General features: G+C 59.6%; 17 protein-coding genes. 3 read left to right on the forward strand and 14 right to left on the reverse strand.

What is annotated here, in order from left to right:
* Positions 1-4 precede the first annotated feature (4 nt).
* Positions 5-1,351, forward strand: a complete 1,347-nt coding sequence (locus tag QF010_RS19720; protein ID WP_033057733.1) for a glutamine synthetase family protein — start codon at positions 5-7, stop codon at positions 1,349-1,351.
* A 217-nt stretch (positions 1,352-1,568) separates the two neighbouring features.
* Here the strand turns inward: QF010_RS19720 and QF010_RS19725 are convergent, their stop codons facing one another.
* The 6 genes from QF010_RS19725 to QF010_RS19750 all read right to left on the reverse strand — a co-directional run bounded on the left by QF010_RS19725 (position 1,569) and on the right by QF010_RS19750 (position 5,901).
* Entirely contained in the window at positions 1,569-1,832 is a 264-nt protein-coding gene (locus QF010_RS19725) for a hypothetical protein (protein WP_033057790.1), read from the reverse strand.
* A 147-nt stretch (positions 1,833-1,979) separates the two neighbouring features.
* Positions 1,980-3,344 (reverse strand): purine-cytosine permease family protein, encoded by a 1,365-nt coding sequence (locus QF010_RS19730; protein WP_429533744.1) that lies wholly within the window; start codon positions 3,342-3,344, stop codon positions 1,980-1,982.
* Positions 3,345-3,349: 5 nt separating this feature from the next.
* Positions 3,350-4,027: a cysteine hydrolase family protein gene (locus tag QF010_RS19735; RefSeq protein ID WP_429533745.1), complete on the reverse strand. Its 678-nt coding sequence runs from the start codon at positions 4,025-4,027 to the stop codon at positions 3,350-3,352.
* A 92-nt stretch (positions 4,028-4,119) separates the two neighbouring features.
* On the reverse strand, positions 4,120-4,272 hold the full coding sequence (locus QF010_RS19740; protein WP_197281746.1) for a hypothetical protein: 153 nt from the start codon (positions 4,270-4,272) through the stop codon (positions 4,120-4,122).
* Positions 4,273-4,335: 63 nt separating this feature from the next.
* Complete coding sequence (locus QF010_RS19745) at positions 4,336-5,379, reverse strand: LLM class flavin-dependent oxidoreductase (protein ID WP_033057738.1); 1,044 nt, start codon at positions 5,377-5,379, stop codon at positions 4,336-4,338.
* Between the two features lie 36 nt (positions 5,380-5,415).
* Positions 5,416-5,901 (reverse strand): flavin reductase family protein, encoded by a 486-nt coding sequence (locus QF010_RS19750; protein ID WP_018927703.1) that lies wholly within the window; start codon positions 5,899-5,901, stop codon positions 5,416-5,418.
* Positions 5,902-6,227: 326 nt separating this feature from the next.
* Between QF010_RS19750 and QF010_RS19755 the strand changes: the two genes are divergently transcribed.
* A complete protein-coding gene (locus QF010_RS19755) occupies positions 6,228-7,634 on the forward strand; it encodes a purine-cytosine permease family protein (RefSeq protein ID WP_429533746.1) in 1,407 nt (468 codons plus the stop codon).
* A gap of 36 nt (positions 7,635-7,670) precedes the next feature.
* On the opposite strand, the gene QF010_RS19760 is transcribed toward QF010_RS19755, so the two are convergent.
* The 6 genes from QF010_RS19760 to ribBA all read right to left on the reverse strand — a co-directional run bounded on the left by QF010_RS19760 (position 7,671) and on the right by ribBA (position 14,287).
* Positions 7,671-8,642 carry a TerC family protein gene (locus QF010_RS19760; RefSeq protein WP_429533747.1) on the reverse strand — a complete coding sequence of 324 codons (972 nt, stop codon included), beginning with the start codon at positions 8,640-8,642 and terminating at the stop codon, positions 7,671-7,673.
* A 241-nt stretch (positions 8,643-8,883) separates the two neighbouring features.
* A complete protein-coding gene (locus QF010_RS19765) occupies positions 8,884-10,038 on the reverse strand; it encodes an ABC transporter ATP-binding protein (protein WP_429533748.1) in 1,155 nt (384 codons plus the stop codon).
* Positions 10,039-10,055: 17 nt separating this feature from the next.
* Entirely contained in the window at positions 10,056-10,865 is an 810-nt protein-coding gene (locus QF010_RS19770) for an ABC transporter permease (protein ID WP_033057745.1), read from the reverse strand.
* 6 nt (positions 10,866-10,871) lie between these two features.
* On the reverse strand, positions 10,872-11,816 hold the full coding sequence (locus QF010_RS19775; RefSeq protein WP_429533759.1) for an ABC transporter permease: 945 nt from the start codon (positions 11,814-11,816) through the stop codon (positions 10,872-10,874).
* Positions 11,813-12,838, reverse strand: a complete 1,026-nt coding sequence (locus QF010_RS19780) for an ABC transporter substrate-binding protein (RefSeq protein WP_033057749.1) — start codon at positions 12,836-12,838, stop codon at positions 11,813-11,815. The genes QF010_RS19775 and QF010_RS19780 overlap by 4 nt, the downstream gene beginning before the upstream one ends.
* A gap of 339 nt (positions 12,839-13,177) precedes the next feature.
* Complete coding sequence (ribBA, locus tag QF010_RS19785; RefSeq protein ID WP_429533749.1) at positions 13,178-14,287, reverse strand: bifunctional 3,4-dihydroxy-2-butanone-4-phosphate synthase/GTP cyclohydrolase II; 1,110 nt, start codon at positions 14,285-14,287, stop codon at positions 13,178-13,180.
* A gap of 71 nt (positions 14,288-14,358) precedes the next feature.
* Between ribBA and QF010_RS19790 the strand changes: the two genes are divergently transcribed.
* A complete protein-coding gene (locus tag QF010_RS19790; protein ID WP_429533750.1) occupies positions 14,359-14,652 on the forward strand; it encodes a DUF1330 domain-containing protein in 294 nt (97 codons plus the stop codon).
* A gap of 21 nt (positions 14,653-14,673) precedes the next feature.
* On the opposite strand, the gene QF010_RS19795 is transcribed toward QF010_RS19790, so the two are convergent.
* On the reverse strand, positions 14,674-15,237 hold the full coding sequence (locus QF010_RS19795) for an NUDIX hydrolase (protein WP_033057754.1): 564 nt from the start codon (positions 15,235-15,237) through the stop codon (positions 14,674-14,676).
* A 2-nt stretch (positions 15,238-15,239) separates the two neighbouring features.
* Positions 15,240-15,992, reverse strand: coding sequence for a GntR family transcriptional regulator (locus QF010_RS19800; RefSeq protein WP_429533751.1), 753 nt, complete (start codon positions 15,990-15,992; stop codon positions 15,240-15,242).
* Between the last annotated feature and the right edge of the window lie 50 nt (positions 15,993-16,042).

Genomic DNA, 16,042 nt, shown 5'->3' on the forward strand with positions numbered 1-16,042 from the left:
AACGATGGATGCTGTCTGCTCTGATCTGGTTGCTGAGGTTCGCGCGTTTCGTCAGCGCTTCCCGCAGGTGCGTTACGTTGATCTGATTTCCCTGGACATCCCCGGGCATTTTTACGGTAAACGCTACCCGATAGAAATGCTCGAGAAGGTCGCTGCCGGCAGCGCGCTCAAGCTGCCGCAAAACTGTGTGTTGCTGGGTACGCAGGGCGGTCTGTTCAAAATCGGCGACTACTGTTTCAACGACGGCGACCCGGATGCGCCACGCCGCCTGGTGCCCGGCACGCTCAAGCCCGTGAGCTGGGAAAAACAACTGCTGGGGCAAATGCTGATTACCTCAAGCGGTACTGAAAAGCCTATCGTCTTCGAGCCGCGCGAAGTGTTGGCGCAGGTGCTCGAGCGCCTTGGCCGAAAAGGGATTTTCCCTGTGGTCGCGTTCGAACTGGAGTTCTATCTGTTCGATCGCCAATTACGTGACGGCTTGCCACAGTTCCCTCGCGATCAGCTGACAGACGATGCCGATGATCAGCCGAATATGCACATCGAACGGCTGTCGAGATTTTCACCGGTACTCGATGACATGGTCGAGACAGCGCGGGCGCAAGGCATCGATGCCACGGTGATCACCGCGGAGCTGGGCCCGGGCCAGTTCGAGATCAATTTCGGTCACCTTGACGACGGCCTGCGTGCGGCCGACTGGGCGGCCCTGTTTTGCCGCAGCACACGCGGGGTGGCCCTCAAGCACAACCACCGCGCCAGCTTCATGGCCAAACCTTACTTGCAGCACCCCGGTAGCGGCATGCATGTGCATGTGAGCCTTTACGACGAGGCGGGAACCAACCTGTTGGCGGCTAACGATCAGCAGGCGCTGCGCCATGCGGTGGCCGGTTGTCTTGAAGTGTTGCCGCATTGCATGCCGATCTTTGCACCGAATCACAACGCAATGCGTCGCTTGAGCGGCACGGTGAATGTCGCGACGCGCGCCAGTTGGGGCTTTGAAGATCGTGACGCCTGCCTGCGGGTGCCTGAGTCGGACGCCAGGAATCTGCGCATCGAACATCGCCTGGCGGGCGCGGATGCCAATCCTTATCTGGTGTTGGCGGCGATTCTGGTCGGGCTGGAGCAAGGGCTGGAAGCGGGTCGCGAACCGATTGCACCCCTTAACGAAGATCGTGGCAGCGGAATCGACTTCCCGCTGGAGATGCTGGAGGCCGTGCGTTCGATGCAAAACAACGCGCAGCTACGCGAGGGTTTGGGGGCAGAGTTTGTAGATGTCTACTGTGAAAACAAGCGCCAGGACCATTTGGCATTCTTGCAGGACATCAGTGCGCGGGAGTATCGCTGGTACCTCTAAATCAGTCCTTGCCGCTGCTCGCCCATAAAAAATGTGTGGATATTTAATGAGTTAGACGATTTAGTAACTGGATGGTGAATCAAAATATATTGTTACAGGCAGAAATATTAAGTAATATTCGCCCCGCGTTCACCACCACGGTTTATGCATTTTGAGTCCCAGGCGTCCATCAGCTGCCTGGGATTTTTTTTGCCTGAAATTCGGCACTTGCTCAATTTCAGTGGACCGCCGAGGATCTCGGAACAGGCATGCGCTCATACCCGGAAACCTCTTTGATCCAGAAACGCCGATACGTTGTTTTATCCGGAGCCAACGGCTTTTGGCTGGACCATACATGCTCGGCTTTCAAGCTGGCGCGATACGCCTCCCACTCCTTCTCCTCGGCGACTTCCTTAGCCCTGCGCTCATCATCGAAATAGCCCAGTACATACACTTCGCCCTGATCGATGCCGTGCGCGATCAGTAGATAGATATCTTTCATCAGCTTTAGCCCGCTGCTACACATACCTGGATCCCCAGACGATGGGGCATTGTCCTGACTATCGGCAAGCATTTTCGATAGTTGAGTTTTACCGATGAACGGCAAGGCACAGCACCGGCCTTGACCGGCGCTATGCCGTTGAATGCTCTACGGCAGCGCTTCGCCGGCCATCGGCGCACGCTTGGCGAGTTTCATCAGCCAGTAATAACTCAGGGCGGGCACCAGCAACCCGACAATCCAGGCCAGGTCTACGCCGTCCAGGGCGTTGGCCACCGGACCGACATACAACGTGGTGTTCATGAAGGGGATTTCCAGGGCGATCGCCAGCAGGAAGCTGCCGCAGGCAATCCAGTTGATACGCCCGTAGATCCCGTCCTTGTCGAAGATGTCATCGATCCGGTACTGCCCTTTGCGCAGGCAGTAGTAATCCACCAGATTGATCGCCGTCCAAGGGATCAGGAAATAGCTCATGAAGAAAATGAAGTTGAGGAAAAAGTTGATGAAGTCGTCCTGACTGATAGTGCACAAGGCTGTGGCCACCAGGCTGATCATCAGCATGAACAGGCCACGTACACGAGGTGTCACCTTGAGCCGGGCAAAGGGTTCGATCACGGTAATGGTCGACATGAAGGCGCCGTACAGGTTGAACACATTGATCGACACCTGGCCATAGACGATGAAGGCAAACAGCAGCAGCGCGCCGCTTCCAAACAGCCCGGCGACATGGCTGCCGACGTTGCTGGAAAAGTCGCTGATGCCGACGCTGAGGATCGCCCCGAGAATCATCATCCAGGCACCGCCGCTGACTGTGCCGGCGTAGCTGTACCAGAACACTTTTGCGGTCGGCGTGCTGCTCGGCAGGTAACGTGAGTAGTCGGCCACGTAAGGCGCATAGGACAGTTGCCAGGTCACGGCAATGCTCACCGCCACCAGAAACTTCGACAGTGAGAAGCCCGTCGGCAACCATTGCTCCACCGGAATCGGCAACTGCAAGGCGAGCACCGTAGCGGCGATGAACACCAACAGCGAAAGCAGCGACAGCACTTTCTGCAGGCGATGGATCAGGCGATAACCATAGAGCGCGACGACAAAACACAGCGTCCCGATCAGGTAGATATTGCCGGTGGCCGGCAACGGGCTGACGGACTCCAATGCCTGGGCGGCGAGCAAGGTGTTGCTGACGAAAAAACCCAGGTAGATCAGCATCACAAACAGCAGCGGCAACACCGCTCCCAGCACGCCGAACTGGGCCCGGCTCTGGATCATTTGCGGGATGCCGAGTTTCGGCCCCTGGGCAGAATGGGAGGCCATGAAAATCGCCCCCAGCAGCGAACCGATGATGATCGCCAATGCGCTCCAGAACAGATTCAGCCCCATCACCACCGGCAACACGCCGGACGCGATGGTGGTGATGTTCATGTTGGCGCCGAACCAAATGAAGAACAGCGAGCCGGGTTGGCCATGACGTTCGGTTTCAGGGATGAAATCGATGCTTCTTTTTTCGACTTGCATGGCGGTCACTCCTGAGTCCGGGCGAGGTGGGTTTGCAAACGGGCGATGGTGCTTTCCAGCTCATGCGGCTGGTGGGCGAACAGGTCCGGGTGCTCGGGAATCAGGCTTAGATACTCGCGGTTCTCCAGGGCTCGCAGGCATTCGGCGCAGGTCAGGATCTCCAGGGCGTAGACCCAGTTGGCCATGATCAGCAGCGCCGAGTAGTGTCCCGCCAGCGTGGTCGTGGTGCAGGCATCGCTGACCAGCCGAATGCGATAACCCAGGGCGAACGCATCAAACACCGTGCTGAGCACGCAGACATCGGTCAGCACGCCGCAGATGCTCAGGGTATCGACCCCGAGCGCCTTGAGTCGGGCGTCCAGGTCGGTGCGGTGGAAGGCGCTGTAACGGCCCTTGTCGATAATGAGTTCATCAGGTTGCGGCGCCAGGCGTTCGATGATTTCCACTTGCCGGGTGCCGGCACGGTAACTGCTGGGGCCTCCGTCGGCCGCTCGCGGTTCGCCGCGCGGCAAATCACTGCCGTCGGCCTGATTGATGTGGCGGGTAAAGAAGACAGGCACCCGCTGACGGCGGGCGGTCTCGAGCAGAGCAGCGGTGTGGGTCACCACCGTGTCGAGGTTTTCCAGGACGAAACCGTCCTCCTGCTGCATGTCGATGATCAACAGCGCGTTTTTATTGTTCATTGAGCAAACCTGATCATGGGCCGAAGCACAAAGCACCGGGCACGCCTCAGCGATGACGAGACGTGGGTGCGTGAATTCCAGTTCGGGTGGGCTCAGTGAACGAGTTGCCAGAAGCCGTTCTGCTTGGCAGTAACGCTGGCGCGCAGGCGCTTGAAATGCAGATGCGAAGCGGTCCATTCGCCGCGCAGGTAAACCTGCTCGGCGCCGGAGGGAAGGGCGAGTGATGGGCGGCGATCATTGATCATTGGAATCGACCCTACACGTCAGTCAGCCCCCCGGCTTCGCGTCCGAGGGGCAGGGCAGTGGACTCAGCGAAACGCTGGCACCACGTGTTTGATAAACAGCTCCAGGGATTTTTTCTTCTCCGCGTGGGGCAGGCTGTTATCGCACCAGAAGCTGAACTCGTCGACCCCCAGTTCCTGGTAATACTTGATGCGCGGGATGATTTCTTCCGGGGTGCCGATCATGGCGGTCTTGTGCAGGCTCTCCAGTTTGAACTCCGGGCGCTCGGCGAACTTCTCTTCCGGGCTCGGCGCCAGGAAGCCGTTGACCGGCACTTCCTTGTTGCCGAACCAGGCATCGAAGGTGCGATAGAACTTCGAGATCGCCTTGGCCCCGACTTTCCAGCCTTCGGGATCATCCGTCGCGTGGACGTGGGTGTGACGCAGCACCATCAGTTGCGGACGGGGTACGTCCGGGTTGTTGTCCAGGGCCGCCTGGAATTTGTTCTTCAGGTCGAGGACTTCTTCGTCGCCTTTCATCAGCGGCGTGACCATGACGTTGCAGCCGTTGGCCACGGCGAAGTTGTGCGAGTCCGGGTCGCGGGCGGCGATCCACATCGGCGGATTGGGCTTCTGGATCGGCTTCGGCACGCTGGTGGATGTCGGGAATTTCCAGATATCGCCATCGTGGGCGTAATCGCCTTGCCACAGCGCGCGCACCACCGGAACCATCTCGCGCAGCGCTTGACCGCCGGAGGAGGCGGGCATGCCGCCGGCCATACGATCGAATTCAACTTGATACGCGCCACGGGCCAGACCGACTTCCATCCGACCATTGCTGATCACGTCCAGCAGCGCACATTCACCGGCGACCCGCAACGGGTGCCAGAACGGCGCAATGATGGTGCCGGCGCCGAGGTGAATGGTGGTGGTTTTGGCGGCCAGGTAGGCCAGCAGCGGCATCGGGCTCGGCGAGATGGTGTATTCCATGGCGTGGTGTTCGCCGATCCAGACGGTGCTGAAACCGCCGGCTTCGGCCATCAGGGTCAGTTCGGTCAAATCTTCGAACAGCTGACGGTGGCTGACGCTTTCGTCCCAACGTTCCATGTGCACGAACAGGGAAAACTTCATGACGCTTACCTCTAATCTTTGTTATTGGCTGTCGGTTCAGGCGAGGACGGGCAGGGCGCCCATCTTGCCGTGGCAGTACACCAGCGGACCGGCGGTGTGCTGCGGCACTATCAGGTTCTTCACGGCGCCGACCATGATCGCGTGGTCGCCGCCTTCATATTCGCGCCACAACTCGCATTCGATGACGGCCGTGGCATTGGCCAGGATCGGGTTGCCCAGTTCGCTCAATGTCCATTCGATCCCTTGCGCCTTGTCCTTGCCTTTACGGGCGAAAGCATAGGCTTCGCTTTGCTGACCACCGGACAGGACGTGGATGGCAAAGCGTTTGTTCTTGATCAATACAGGATAGGAGTCGGAACTGTAGTTGGGGCAGAACAGCACCAGGGCCGGGTCCATGGACAGCGAGCTGAACGCGCTGGCGGTCAGGCCGACGATTTGGCCATCGTCATCCAGCGTAGTGATCACAGTCACCCCGGAAGGAAACGAACCCATCACTTGTTTGTAGATGGCGGCATCGATCATGGGACGGTCCTCTGGCGGTGTGGTGCGGGTTTTTATGTGTTTGTAGGTCTGATGGTATACCGTAATACATAGTTTGCAAGGGCTTTTTTTTTGGCCCGATAAACGTACGTCTTCGGCCTTTTAGTCAACGTTTACGGGGCTTTCAGCCCGTCTATGCGAGCGCTGAGGTGCCAGGATTACGGGTCAGATGGACGCTAAAAGACCGGATCAGTCTTGTTAAAAAGTTGGAATACCATAATATGACCGGCATCTGAGGGGCAGCCAAAAGAGCTCCCCCGGTTTGGCTTCGTACAACTATAAGATCAGACAAACTAGAGTTCATGCACATGTCCCAGATGTCCCGGCAAGACCCCCTGATCGAGAATCACACGGTCGATTACGTCCCACTCGCGGAACGCCACGGGAAGGCCCGCGACCTTTTCACCTTGTGGTTCAGCACCAACATTGCGCCGCTGCCGATCGTGACCGGCGCCATGGTGGTTCAAGTGTTCCACCTTGACCTGTTCTGGGGGCTGTTGGCGATTGCGCTCGGGCATATGGTCGGCGGTCTGGTGATTGCCCTCGCGTCGGCTCAAGGCCCGCGCATGGGGATTCCGCAGATGGTGCAGAGCCGCGGCCAGTTCGGTCGTTATGGTGCGCTGCTGATCGTGTTCTTCGCCGCACTGATCTACATCGGTTTCTTCATTTCCAACATCGTGCTGGCCGGCAAGTCGATCGTCGGCATCGCGCCCTCGGTTCCGGTGCCGGCGAGCATCCTGATCGGTGCCCTCAGCGCCACCGCGATCGGGGTGATTGGTTACCGCTTCATTCACACCCTCAATCGCATCGGCACCTGGGTCATGGGCAGCGCCTTGCTCGCCGGTTTCCTTTACATCTTCGCCCATGACCTGCCGGTGGACTTCTTCACACGCGGCGGTTTCAACCTGTCGGGCTGGCTGGCCACGGTGTCGTTGGGGATTATCTGGCAGATCAGTTTCTCGCCTTATGTGTCGGACTACTCGCGTTACCTGCCAGCAGATATCGGCATCGCCAAACCGTTCTGGGCTACTTATCTGGGCGCGACCCTGGGCACCATTCTGTCGTTCACTTTCGGCGCGGTAGCGGTGCTGGCGACCCCGGAAGGCACTGAAGCGATGGCTGCGGTGAAGCAATCCACCGGCTGGCTGGGACCGATTTTGATGGTGCTGTTTTTGCTCAATATCATCAGCCACAACGCCTTGAATCTGTATGGCGCGGTGCTGTCGATCATCACCTCGATCCAGACCTTCGCCAGCCAGTGGACGCCGAGCATCAAGGTGCGCGTGGTGTTGTCGAGTGTCGTACTGGCGGGCTGCTGTATCGTCGCGTTGGGCGCTTCGGCGGACTTCATCTCGCAGTTCATCGGGTTGATCCTGGCGCTGTTGCTGGTACTGGTGCCGTGGGCGTCGATCAACCTGATCGACTTCTATGTGATCAAGCGTGGTCACTACGACATCGCGTCGATCTTCCGGGCTGACGGCGGGATTTATGGACGCTTCAATCTGCATGCGATCGTTGCGTACTTCATCGGGATTATCGTGCAGCTGCCGTTTGCCAATACGTCGTTGTATGTCGGGCCGTACGCCAATCTGGTCGAGGGCGCGGATCTTTCGTGGCTGGTGGGGTTGGTGGTGACGTGTCCGTTGTATTACTGCCTGGCTACACGCGGGCAAACCCGGCAGATCAGGGCCGCGCGGTTTGGCTATACCGACTGACCATGCCGTGCCTGTAGGAGCAGCCTGCGGCGGCTCCTACAGGGATCGCATTCGATCCTCCTTGCGGGTCATGATCAGGCTCAACAGCACCGACGTCAGAATGATCCCGCCGACAACGGCCAGCGACCATTCAACCGGCAGGTGAAGCCATGGCATCAGCGTCATCTTGGCGCCGATGAACACCAACACCGTCGCCAAACCGTATTTGAGCAGGTGAAAGCGCTCAGCCATGTCGGCCAGCAGGAAATACAACGCCCGCAAACCCATGATCGCGAAGATGTTCGACGTGAATACAATGAACGGATCGGTGGTGATGGCGAAGATCGCCGGGATGCTGTCGATCGCAAACACCAGGTCGCTGGCCTCGATCAGCACCAGCACCAGAAACATCGGCGTCGCCCAGCGCCGACCGTCTCGCAGCACAAAAAAATGCTCGCCATGAAGCCCGTTGGTGATGCGCAGATGACCGCGTATCCAGTGCAATAAGGGGTTGTTAGCGAGGTCAGGCCGCTGACCGGCGAATACCAGCATCTTGATCCCGGTGATGATCAGGAACACACCGAACACATACAGCAACCACGCGAACTGCGACACCAGCCAGACGCCGGCGAAAATCATCGCCGCACGCATCACGATGGCCCCGAGCACACCGTACAGCAGCACTCGGCGCTGCAACTCCGGCGGCACGGCGAAATAGCCGAAAATCATGACGAAGACGAACATGTTGTCGATCGACAGCGACTGCTCGATCAGATAGCCCGTGAGGAATTCCAGCATTTTGCGCTGGGCGATCTCGGGCCCGAATTCGCCATTCAAGTACCACCGGAGCAATCCCGCGAAGGCCAGCGCCAGCGCGCACCAGGCAACTACCCAGCACGTCGCCTCGCGCACCGATACCCGATGTGCCTTGCGTCCGCCGAAGACAAACAGATCCAACGCCAGCATGGCGACGACGAAGACGATGAAGGCGACCCACATCCAGGGTTCGCCGATGTTCATGGGCTGCATGTCGTTCTCCCTGTCTGGACGTGTTCCGCAACCGACAGGGTCATGCTAGCGGGGGGATGGGCGTGAAGAAAAATCGAATATTCTTTACCCATCATTCGTTATTGACGAAGTGTCGCTGGGGTTCTCGGTGAACTTCGTTTGACCACAAAGGCTTGGCAAAAAAAATGGCCACCACAGCCCGACGCTGTGGTGACCCGAGGGTGACACGCGAAAATCAGGCCCACCGCGGTGGGCCTTTGCATCAGTGAGCGCCAGCAGCCTTGTTCAGATCGCTTTCCGCCCACTCGGTATACACGCAAGCATCCGCAGTGGCCCAGCGCACGCGTACCGGGTCGCCGGTTTTGAGCGGCATGCCAGCGGCGGAGAGCGCCTTGACGGTCATCGAGGTACCGCCCAAGGTTTTCACCGTGCACGTCTGGCTTTCACCGAGGAACAGCACTTCACCCACTGTTGCCGAGACTTCATTCCAGCCTGCCGCCAAGTGTTCTTGAGCGGATTGCTCGACACTCAAGGCAAGCGCTTTTTCCGGACGCACCATCAGCAGCACATCCTGATTGGTTTGCAAGCCTGCGGTCAGTCGAATCGACAACGATTGCCCTTCAAACGTAGCGACCGCATTGCCCTGAGCCTTGAGCTTGAGGAAGTTTGAGTTGCCGAGGAACGAGGCGACAAACGCATTCGGCGGATTCTGGTACAGGTCGAAGCCGCTGCCCAACCCGACAATCTTGCCGTGGCTGAAAATCGCGATGCGTTGGGACAGACGCATGGCTTCTTCCTGGTCGTGGGTCACGTAAACAATGGTGATGCCCAGGCGCCGATGCAGCTGACGCAGTTCGTCCTGCAAGTCTTCGCGCAGCTTTTTGTCCAGCGCACCGAGCGGTTCATCCATCAGCAGGATGCGTGGTTCATAAACCAGCGCCCGGGCAATCGCCACACGTTGTTGCTGGCCGCCGGACAGTTGCGAAGGGCGGCGATGGGCGAATTGCTCCAGTTGCACCAGTTTGAGCATGGCATCGACCCGGCGCTCGCGTTCGGCGCTGGCCAGTTTGCGGATGGCCAGCGGGAACGCGATGTTGTCGCGTACCGACAGGTGCGGGAACAGCGAATAACGCTGGAACACCATGCCGATGTCGCGCTTGTGCGGCGGCACGTTGACCAGCGATTGGCCATTGACCAGGATCTCGCCGCTGCTTGGGGTTTCGAAGCCGGCGAGCATCGACAGCGTTGTACTTTTACCAGAGCCGCTGGAGCCGAGGAACGTAAGGAATTCACCGTCCTTGATGTCCAGCGAGATGTCGTCCACGGCGGCAAAGTCACCGTAGTACTTGTTCAGGTTGCGCAGGCTCACCAACGGTTGGTCGCTCTGTTGCGCGGAATTTTTGATCACTGCACTCATGTCGTACTCCTGGGCGCTCAGGCGCTGATTTCATTGCGCCGGCGAACGGCGGCGGCGATCACCATGACCAGTACCGAGAGGCCGATCAGCAGCGTCGAGGCGACGGCGATCACGGGCGTCAGGTCCTGGCGCAGTGTGGTCCACATTTTCACGGGAAGGGTTTGCAGGGTCGGGCTGGCCATCATCACGCTCAGCACCACTTCATCCCAGGACACCAGGAACGCAAACAGGGCGCCGGCCACCATGCCCGGACGAATCGCCGGAAAGGTCACCTTGAACACGGCTTGCAGGCGCGAGGCGCCGCAGATCACCGCGGCATCTTCAATCGACTGATCAAACAGCTTCAGCGAGTTGATGATCGAGATGATGGTGAACGGCAACGCAACAATCACGTGGCTGACCACGAAAGCGAACATCGTCCCGGTGTAGCCCAGTTTCAGGAACAGTGCGTACACCGCCACCGCAATGATCACCAACGGCACGATCATCGGCAGGGTGAACAGACCGTAGAGCATTTCACGGCCCGGGAAGCGCCCGCGCACCAGTGCAAACGCGGTCGGCAGGCCCAGCGCCACGGCGAAGAACGTGGTCAGTACCGCGACTTTGAGGCTGGCCACGGCCGCGTTCATCCAGTCGGCGTTGGAGAAGAACTGGCTGTACCATTTCAGCGTCCAGCCCGGCGGCGGGAACACCAGCCACTGGGAGGAACCGAAGGACAGCAGCACGATGAACACGATCGGCAACAGCAGGAACAGCGCGATCAATCCGGTCGTGAAGTACAGGCCGAAGCGCATGCGCCGGCTCATGGCATTGGGGGTCAGGAGCATGACGGCTTACCTCGCGTTGCTGGCGCCAACCGGGGATTCCGGCTGAAGCTTCAGGTAGAAGTAGAACAACACCAGCGTAATGACGATCAGCAACGCGGCACCGGCGCTGGCCAGGCCCCAATTGAGGAACGACTGCACCTGCTGAATGATGAACTCGGGCAGCATCATGTTCTGCGCACCGCCCAGCAGTGCCGGGGTGACGTAGTAACCGAGCGACATCACGAACACCATCAGGCCACCGGAGAACAACCCCGGCCGGCAGAGCGGCAGGAACACCCGGAAGAAGTTGGTCCAGGGGCCCGCGCCGCAGATCGAGCCGGCCTGCAGGATCATTGGGTCGATGGCCTGCATGGTCGCCTGCAACGGCAGCACGATGAACGGGATCATGATGTAGCTCATGCCGATCACCACGCCGGTGAGGTTATGCACCATCTCCAGCGGCTGATCGATGATGCCCATCGCCATCAGCGCCTTGTTGATCACCCCGGAGGCTTGCAGCAACACCAGCCAGGAATAGGTGCGGGCGAGGAGGCTGGTCCACATCGACAGCAACACGATGTTGAGGATCCAGCGACCCCAGCCTTTTGGCACCAGGGTGATGGCCCAGGCCAGAGGAAAGCCGAGCAGCAGGCTGAACAATGTCACCAGTCCGGCCACCGAGAAGGTGTTGAGCAAGACCCGTGCATACGCGGAGTTGGCGAACAGTTGCTCGTAGTTGCCCAGCCCCGGTACCGGCTCGAGCACGCCACGCAGCAGCAGCCCGATCAGCGGCGCCAGAAAGAACAGGCCGAGGAACAGCAGGGCGGGGATCAGGTTGCTTGAACCGCGCCAGCGTTGTGCCAGGGAAGGGGATTGGTTCATCGCAGCCGCCTTGCCGAGTGCCGAGCCGGCAGCGCCAGTGGCGCTCCCGACCTGGGCGGGTTGGCGGGACGCAGTTGCCGTCATTTTCATTTGACCAGCCATTCGTTCCACCGTGTCGCGATGGCCGGACCGTTTTTGGCCCAGTACGCGAAATCAAGAGTGATTTGATCCTTAGCGTAGGCAGTCGGCAGGTTAGGGGCCAGCACCGAATCCAGGCGCGCCACGCTGTCGACGTTGACCGGCGCATAGGCGGTCAGGTTGGAGAAGTCAGCTTGTCCTTTGGCGCTGCTGGCGTTGGCCAGGAATTTCATGGCCGCGGCCTTGTTTTTTGTCCCTTTAGGCACGACCAGAATGTCGGCCATGACCAGGTTCTGTTTCCAGCTCACGCCTACCGGTGCGCCGTCTTCTTGCAGGGCGTGGATCCGGCCGTTCCAGAACTGGCCCATGCTGGCTTCGCCAGAGGCCAGCAACTGTTGCGACTGGGCGCCGCCGCCCCACCAGACGATGTCTTTCTTGATGGTGTCGAGTTTCTTGAAGGCGCGATCCAGGTCCAGCGGGTAAAGCTTGTCCGCGGTTACGCCATCGGCCAGCAGTGCCAGTTCGAGCACGCCCGGGCTTGGCCATTTGTAGAGGGCGCGTTTACCGGGGTAGGTCTTGGTGTCGAACAGCGCGGACCAGTCTTGAGGTTTGCTGGCGCCGAGCTTGCCTTCGTTGTAGCCGAGGACGAAGGAGAAGAAGAACGAGCCGACGCCGTGATCGGAGACAAATCGAGGGTCGATTTTGTCGCGCTGAATGACGGTGAAATCGAGGGGTTCGAGCAAGCCTTCGGCGGCGGCGCGCAGGGCGAAGTCGGCTTCGACGTCGACCACGTCCCACTGCACGTTGCCGCTTTCGACCATGGCTTTGAGTTTGCCGTAGTCGGTAGGGCCATCCTGGACCACGGTGATGCCGCTGGCTTTGCTGAACGGATCGGCCCAGGCCTGCTTCTGCGCATCCTGGGTGCTACCGCCCCAGCTGACGAAGTTGACGCTTTCGGCCGCCAGCAATGCCTGGCTGGTCACGCTCAGCAGTCCCGCAAAAAGTATTGCGGTTGCACGTTTGTTCAACACCATTTTCACGCCCTCATTGTTGTGTTTATGAGCGGGGCTTTTAGTGCCCGCCTATCGGGAGCAGTAGGTCCGTCGGGCCAGTGATGGTCGTCCGGTCTATGGAATATCATATTATGGTATTCCAAACTTTGTGCAAGCACTTTGCCTTACCGGCTATCAGCCAAAAGTGAGATTTTTTGTGGCTCTGAAGCTTTGCTCAAACCCCGCCGGTCAACGCATCCCTGTGGGAGCGGGCTTGCCCGCGAAGACGGCGGCACATCCAGCATCAATGTGCCAGCGGGATCGCTATCGCGGGCAAGCCCGCTCCCACAGGGATCGCGCCATATCAGAGATGCTTGTGTATCACTGAGTGAAAGGGATGCTTTCCACCACTTCCAGGTCGTAACCGGTCAAACCCGCGTACTTCAGCGGAGGACCAAGATGACGCAGCTTGCCCACGCCCAGGTCCTGCAGAATCTGCGCCCCGGTACCGACTTCAGAATAGATGCGCGACTGCGAACGGCTGAACTGCCGTGGCGGCTGGGTCAGCTGCGGCACACGCTCCAGCAGCGCCTGTGACGACTCATGATTGGCCAGCACCACCACCACGCCACGACCTTCCTCGGCGACTCGCTGCAACGCCGCCCACAACGTCCAGTTGGACGGGCCGCTGTATTCGGCGCCCACCAGATCGCGCAGCGGATCGATCACATGCACGCGCACCAGCGTCGGTTCGTCCCGGTGCAATTTGCCCATGACCATTGCCATATGGACGCCGCCTTCGATGCGGTCTTCAAAAGTGATCAGCCGGAACGTGCCATGCACGGTGGGCAGTTCACGTTCACCGATACTCACGACTGTGCTCTCGGTGCTGAGGCGATAGTGAATCAGGTCGGCGATGGTGCCGATCTTGATCCCGTGCTTGCGCGCGAACACTTCAAGGTCCGGGCGGCGGGCCATGGTGCCGTCATCGTTCATCACTTCGACGATCACCGAGGCCGGAGTGAAGCCGGCCAGGCGTGCCAGGTCGCAACCGGCCTCGGTATGACCGGCGCGAGTCAGTACGCCGCCTTCCTTGGCGCGCAGTGGGAAAATATGACCGGGTTGCACGAGGTCGGCGGCCCCGGCATTAACGGCGACGGCGGCTGCCACGGTACGCGCCCGGTCGGCGGCGGAGATGCCGGTGGTCACGCCGACTGCGGCCTCGATCGAGACGGTGAAAGCGGTGCTGAACACGCTGCCATTGCTCGGCACCATCTGTTCCAGCCCGAGGCGTTGGCAGTGGTCGTCGGTCAAGGTCAGGCAGATCAGGCCGCGAGCTTCCCGGGCCATGAAGCTGATGGCCTCGGCCGTGCAGCAGTCGGCGGCCAGCAGCAGGTCACCTTCGTTTTCCCGATCCTCGTCATCGACCAGGAGCACCATTTTGCCTTGTCGATAGTCTTCGATAATTTCTTCAATGCTGTTGAAGGCCATGCTGGGATTCTCAGTGTTTGATGGAAATACTTTGTGGTATACCATAATACAAAATAAACCGAGAGGTCACTATGAAGGCGTACTGGATTGCTCATGTCGATGTCACCGACCCCGATCAATACAGCCAATACACTCAGCGGGCGCCGGCGGCCTTCGCGTTGTATGGCGGACGGATGTTGGCCCGGGGCGGGCGCAGCGAAGCGCTGGAAGGCGGGCCCACGCCGCAGCGCAACGTGGTGATTGAATTCGACTCGTACGAACAGGCACTGGCCTGCTACCGGTCGGAGGAATATCAGGAAGCGAAACGGCACCGCGAGGGCGTGGCCCGGGCTCAGATCATTATTGTCGAGGGCGTGGCGCCCTGAGCCCCGCTTGTAGAAACAGGCTCAGCGAATGAAATGGATCTTGCCGCTATCGTCGTTGCCGATGTAGATGCCATAGACCCCGGCCTGGCGTTCCTCGATATAGCGTTCGAGGATCTGCCGGATCGCCGGGTAGTAGATGCTGTCCCAGGGAATGTCCTCGGGGGCGAAGAATTTGTAGTCGAGGGTTTCCGGCCCGTACTGGCCGGTGATCTCCAGCGCAATGGCGCGAAAGATGATGTACACCTCGCTGATTTTCGGCACGCTGAAGATCGAGTAGGGCGAGAGAATCTCCGCGCGCACGCCGCTCTCTTCCCAGACTTCGCGCAACGCTGCTTGTTCGGTGGTCTCGCCGCCTTCCATGAAGCCGGCCGGCAGCGTCCAGGTGCCAGGACGCGGCGGGATGGCGCGCTGACACAGCAAATACTTGCCGTCCTGCTCGATGATGCAGCCGGCAATGATTTTCGGATTGACGTAATGGATGTAGCCACAGCCGCGGCACATCAGGCGCTCGTGCGTATCGCCCGGTGGCAGCTGAGACCTGAGGTCATTGCCGCCGCACTTTGGACAAAAGCTCGGGCTGAACATCTTTAGCGACCTATGCGCGGTTCTTTAAGCGCGATCGGCAGGGCGATCTCAGGCATTTTCCCGGTCTCTTCCTGTTTGCGCTTGAGGTAATCGAGGGCGACGGTTGCGGCGGCGCGCACGTGGTCCACGCAAGCCTGGTGGGCTGCGAGGGGATCGCCACTCTTGATCGCCTCGACCATACGTTCCATTTCCTGATTGCTCGCACCACGACGGTTTTCCTGGGACACCGACGTCGCCCGCAGGTAGCTGATCCGTGCCTGCAACTGACGCAGCTGAGTGGCCGCAACGTGGTTGCCGGAACCTTCGAGCAGCACATCGTAGAAACCCTGAACCGAATCGATCACCTGTTGCAGCTCGCCGTCCTTGAGGGCCTTGCGGTTTTCCTCGAGGGCTTTTTCCAGGGCCTTGATGTCCTTGGCCTTGGCGCGCAGGGTGAACAGCTGGACGATCAGGCCTTCGAGCACGCAACGCAGCTCGTAGATATCACCGGCGTCAGAGAGGGTAATGATGGCGACCCGTGGGCCCTTGGCGTCGGCGAATTCCACCAGGCCTTCGGATTCCAGGTGACGCAAGGCTTCGCGCACGGACGTGCGGCTGACGCCCAGGCGATCGCACAGATCGCGCTCGACCAGACGGTCTCCCGGCAGGAGCTGGAAGTTCATGATGGCGCTTCGCAGTTTATCCAGCACGATTTCGCGCAGGGTAACGGGGTTGCGATTGACCTTGAAGCTGTCGTCGAGTGGCAGGCGTTTCATGGGGTCCGCTCTGAGTGTGGCTGTCCATGCAAAAAGAGCACTTCGATCGC

It is taken from the genome of Pseudomonas silensiensis (genome assembly GCF_050434865.1).
GTDB lineage: Bacteria > Pseudomonadota > Gammaproteobacteria > Pseudomonadales > Pseudomonadaceae > Aquipseudomonas > Aquipseudomonas fluorescens_W.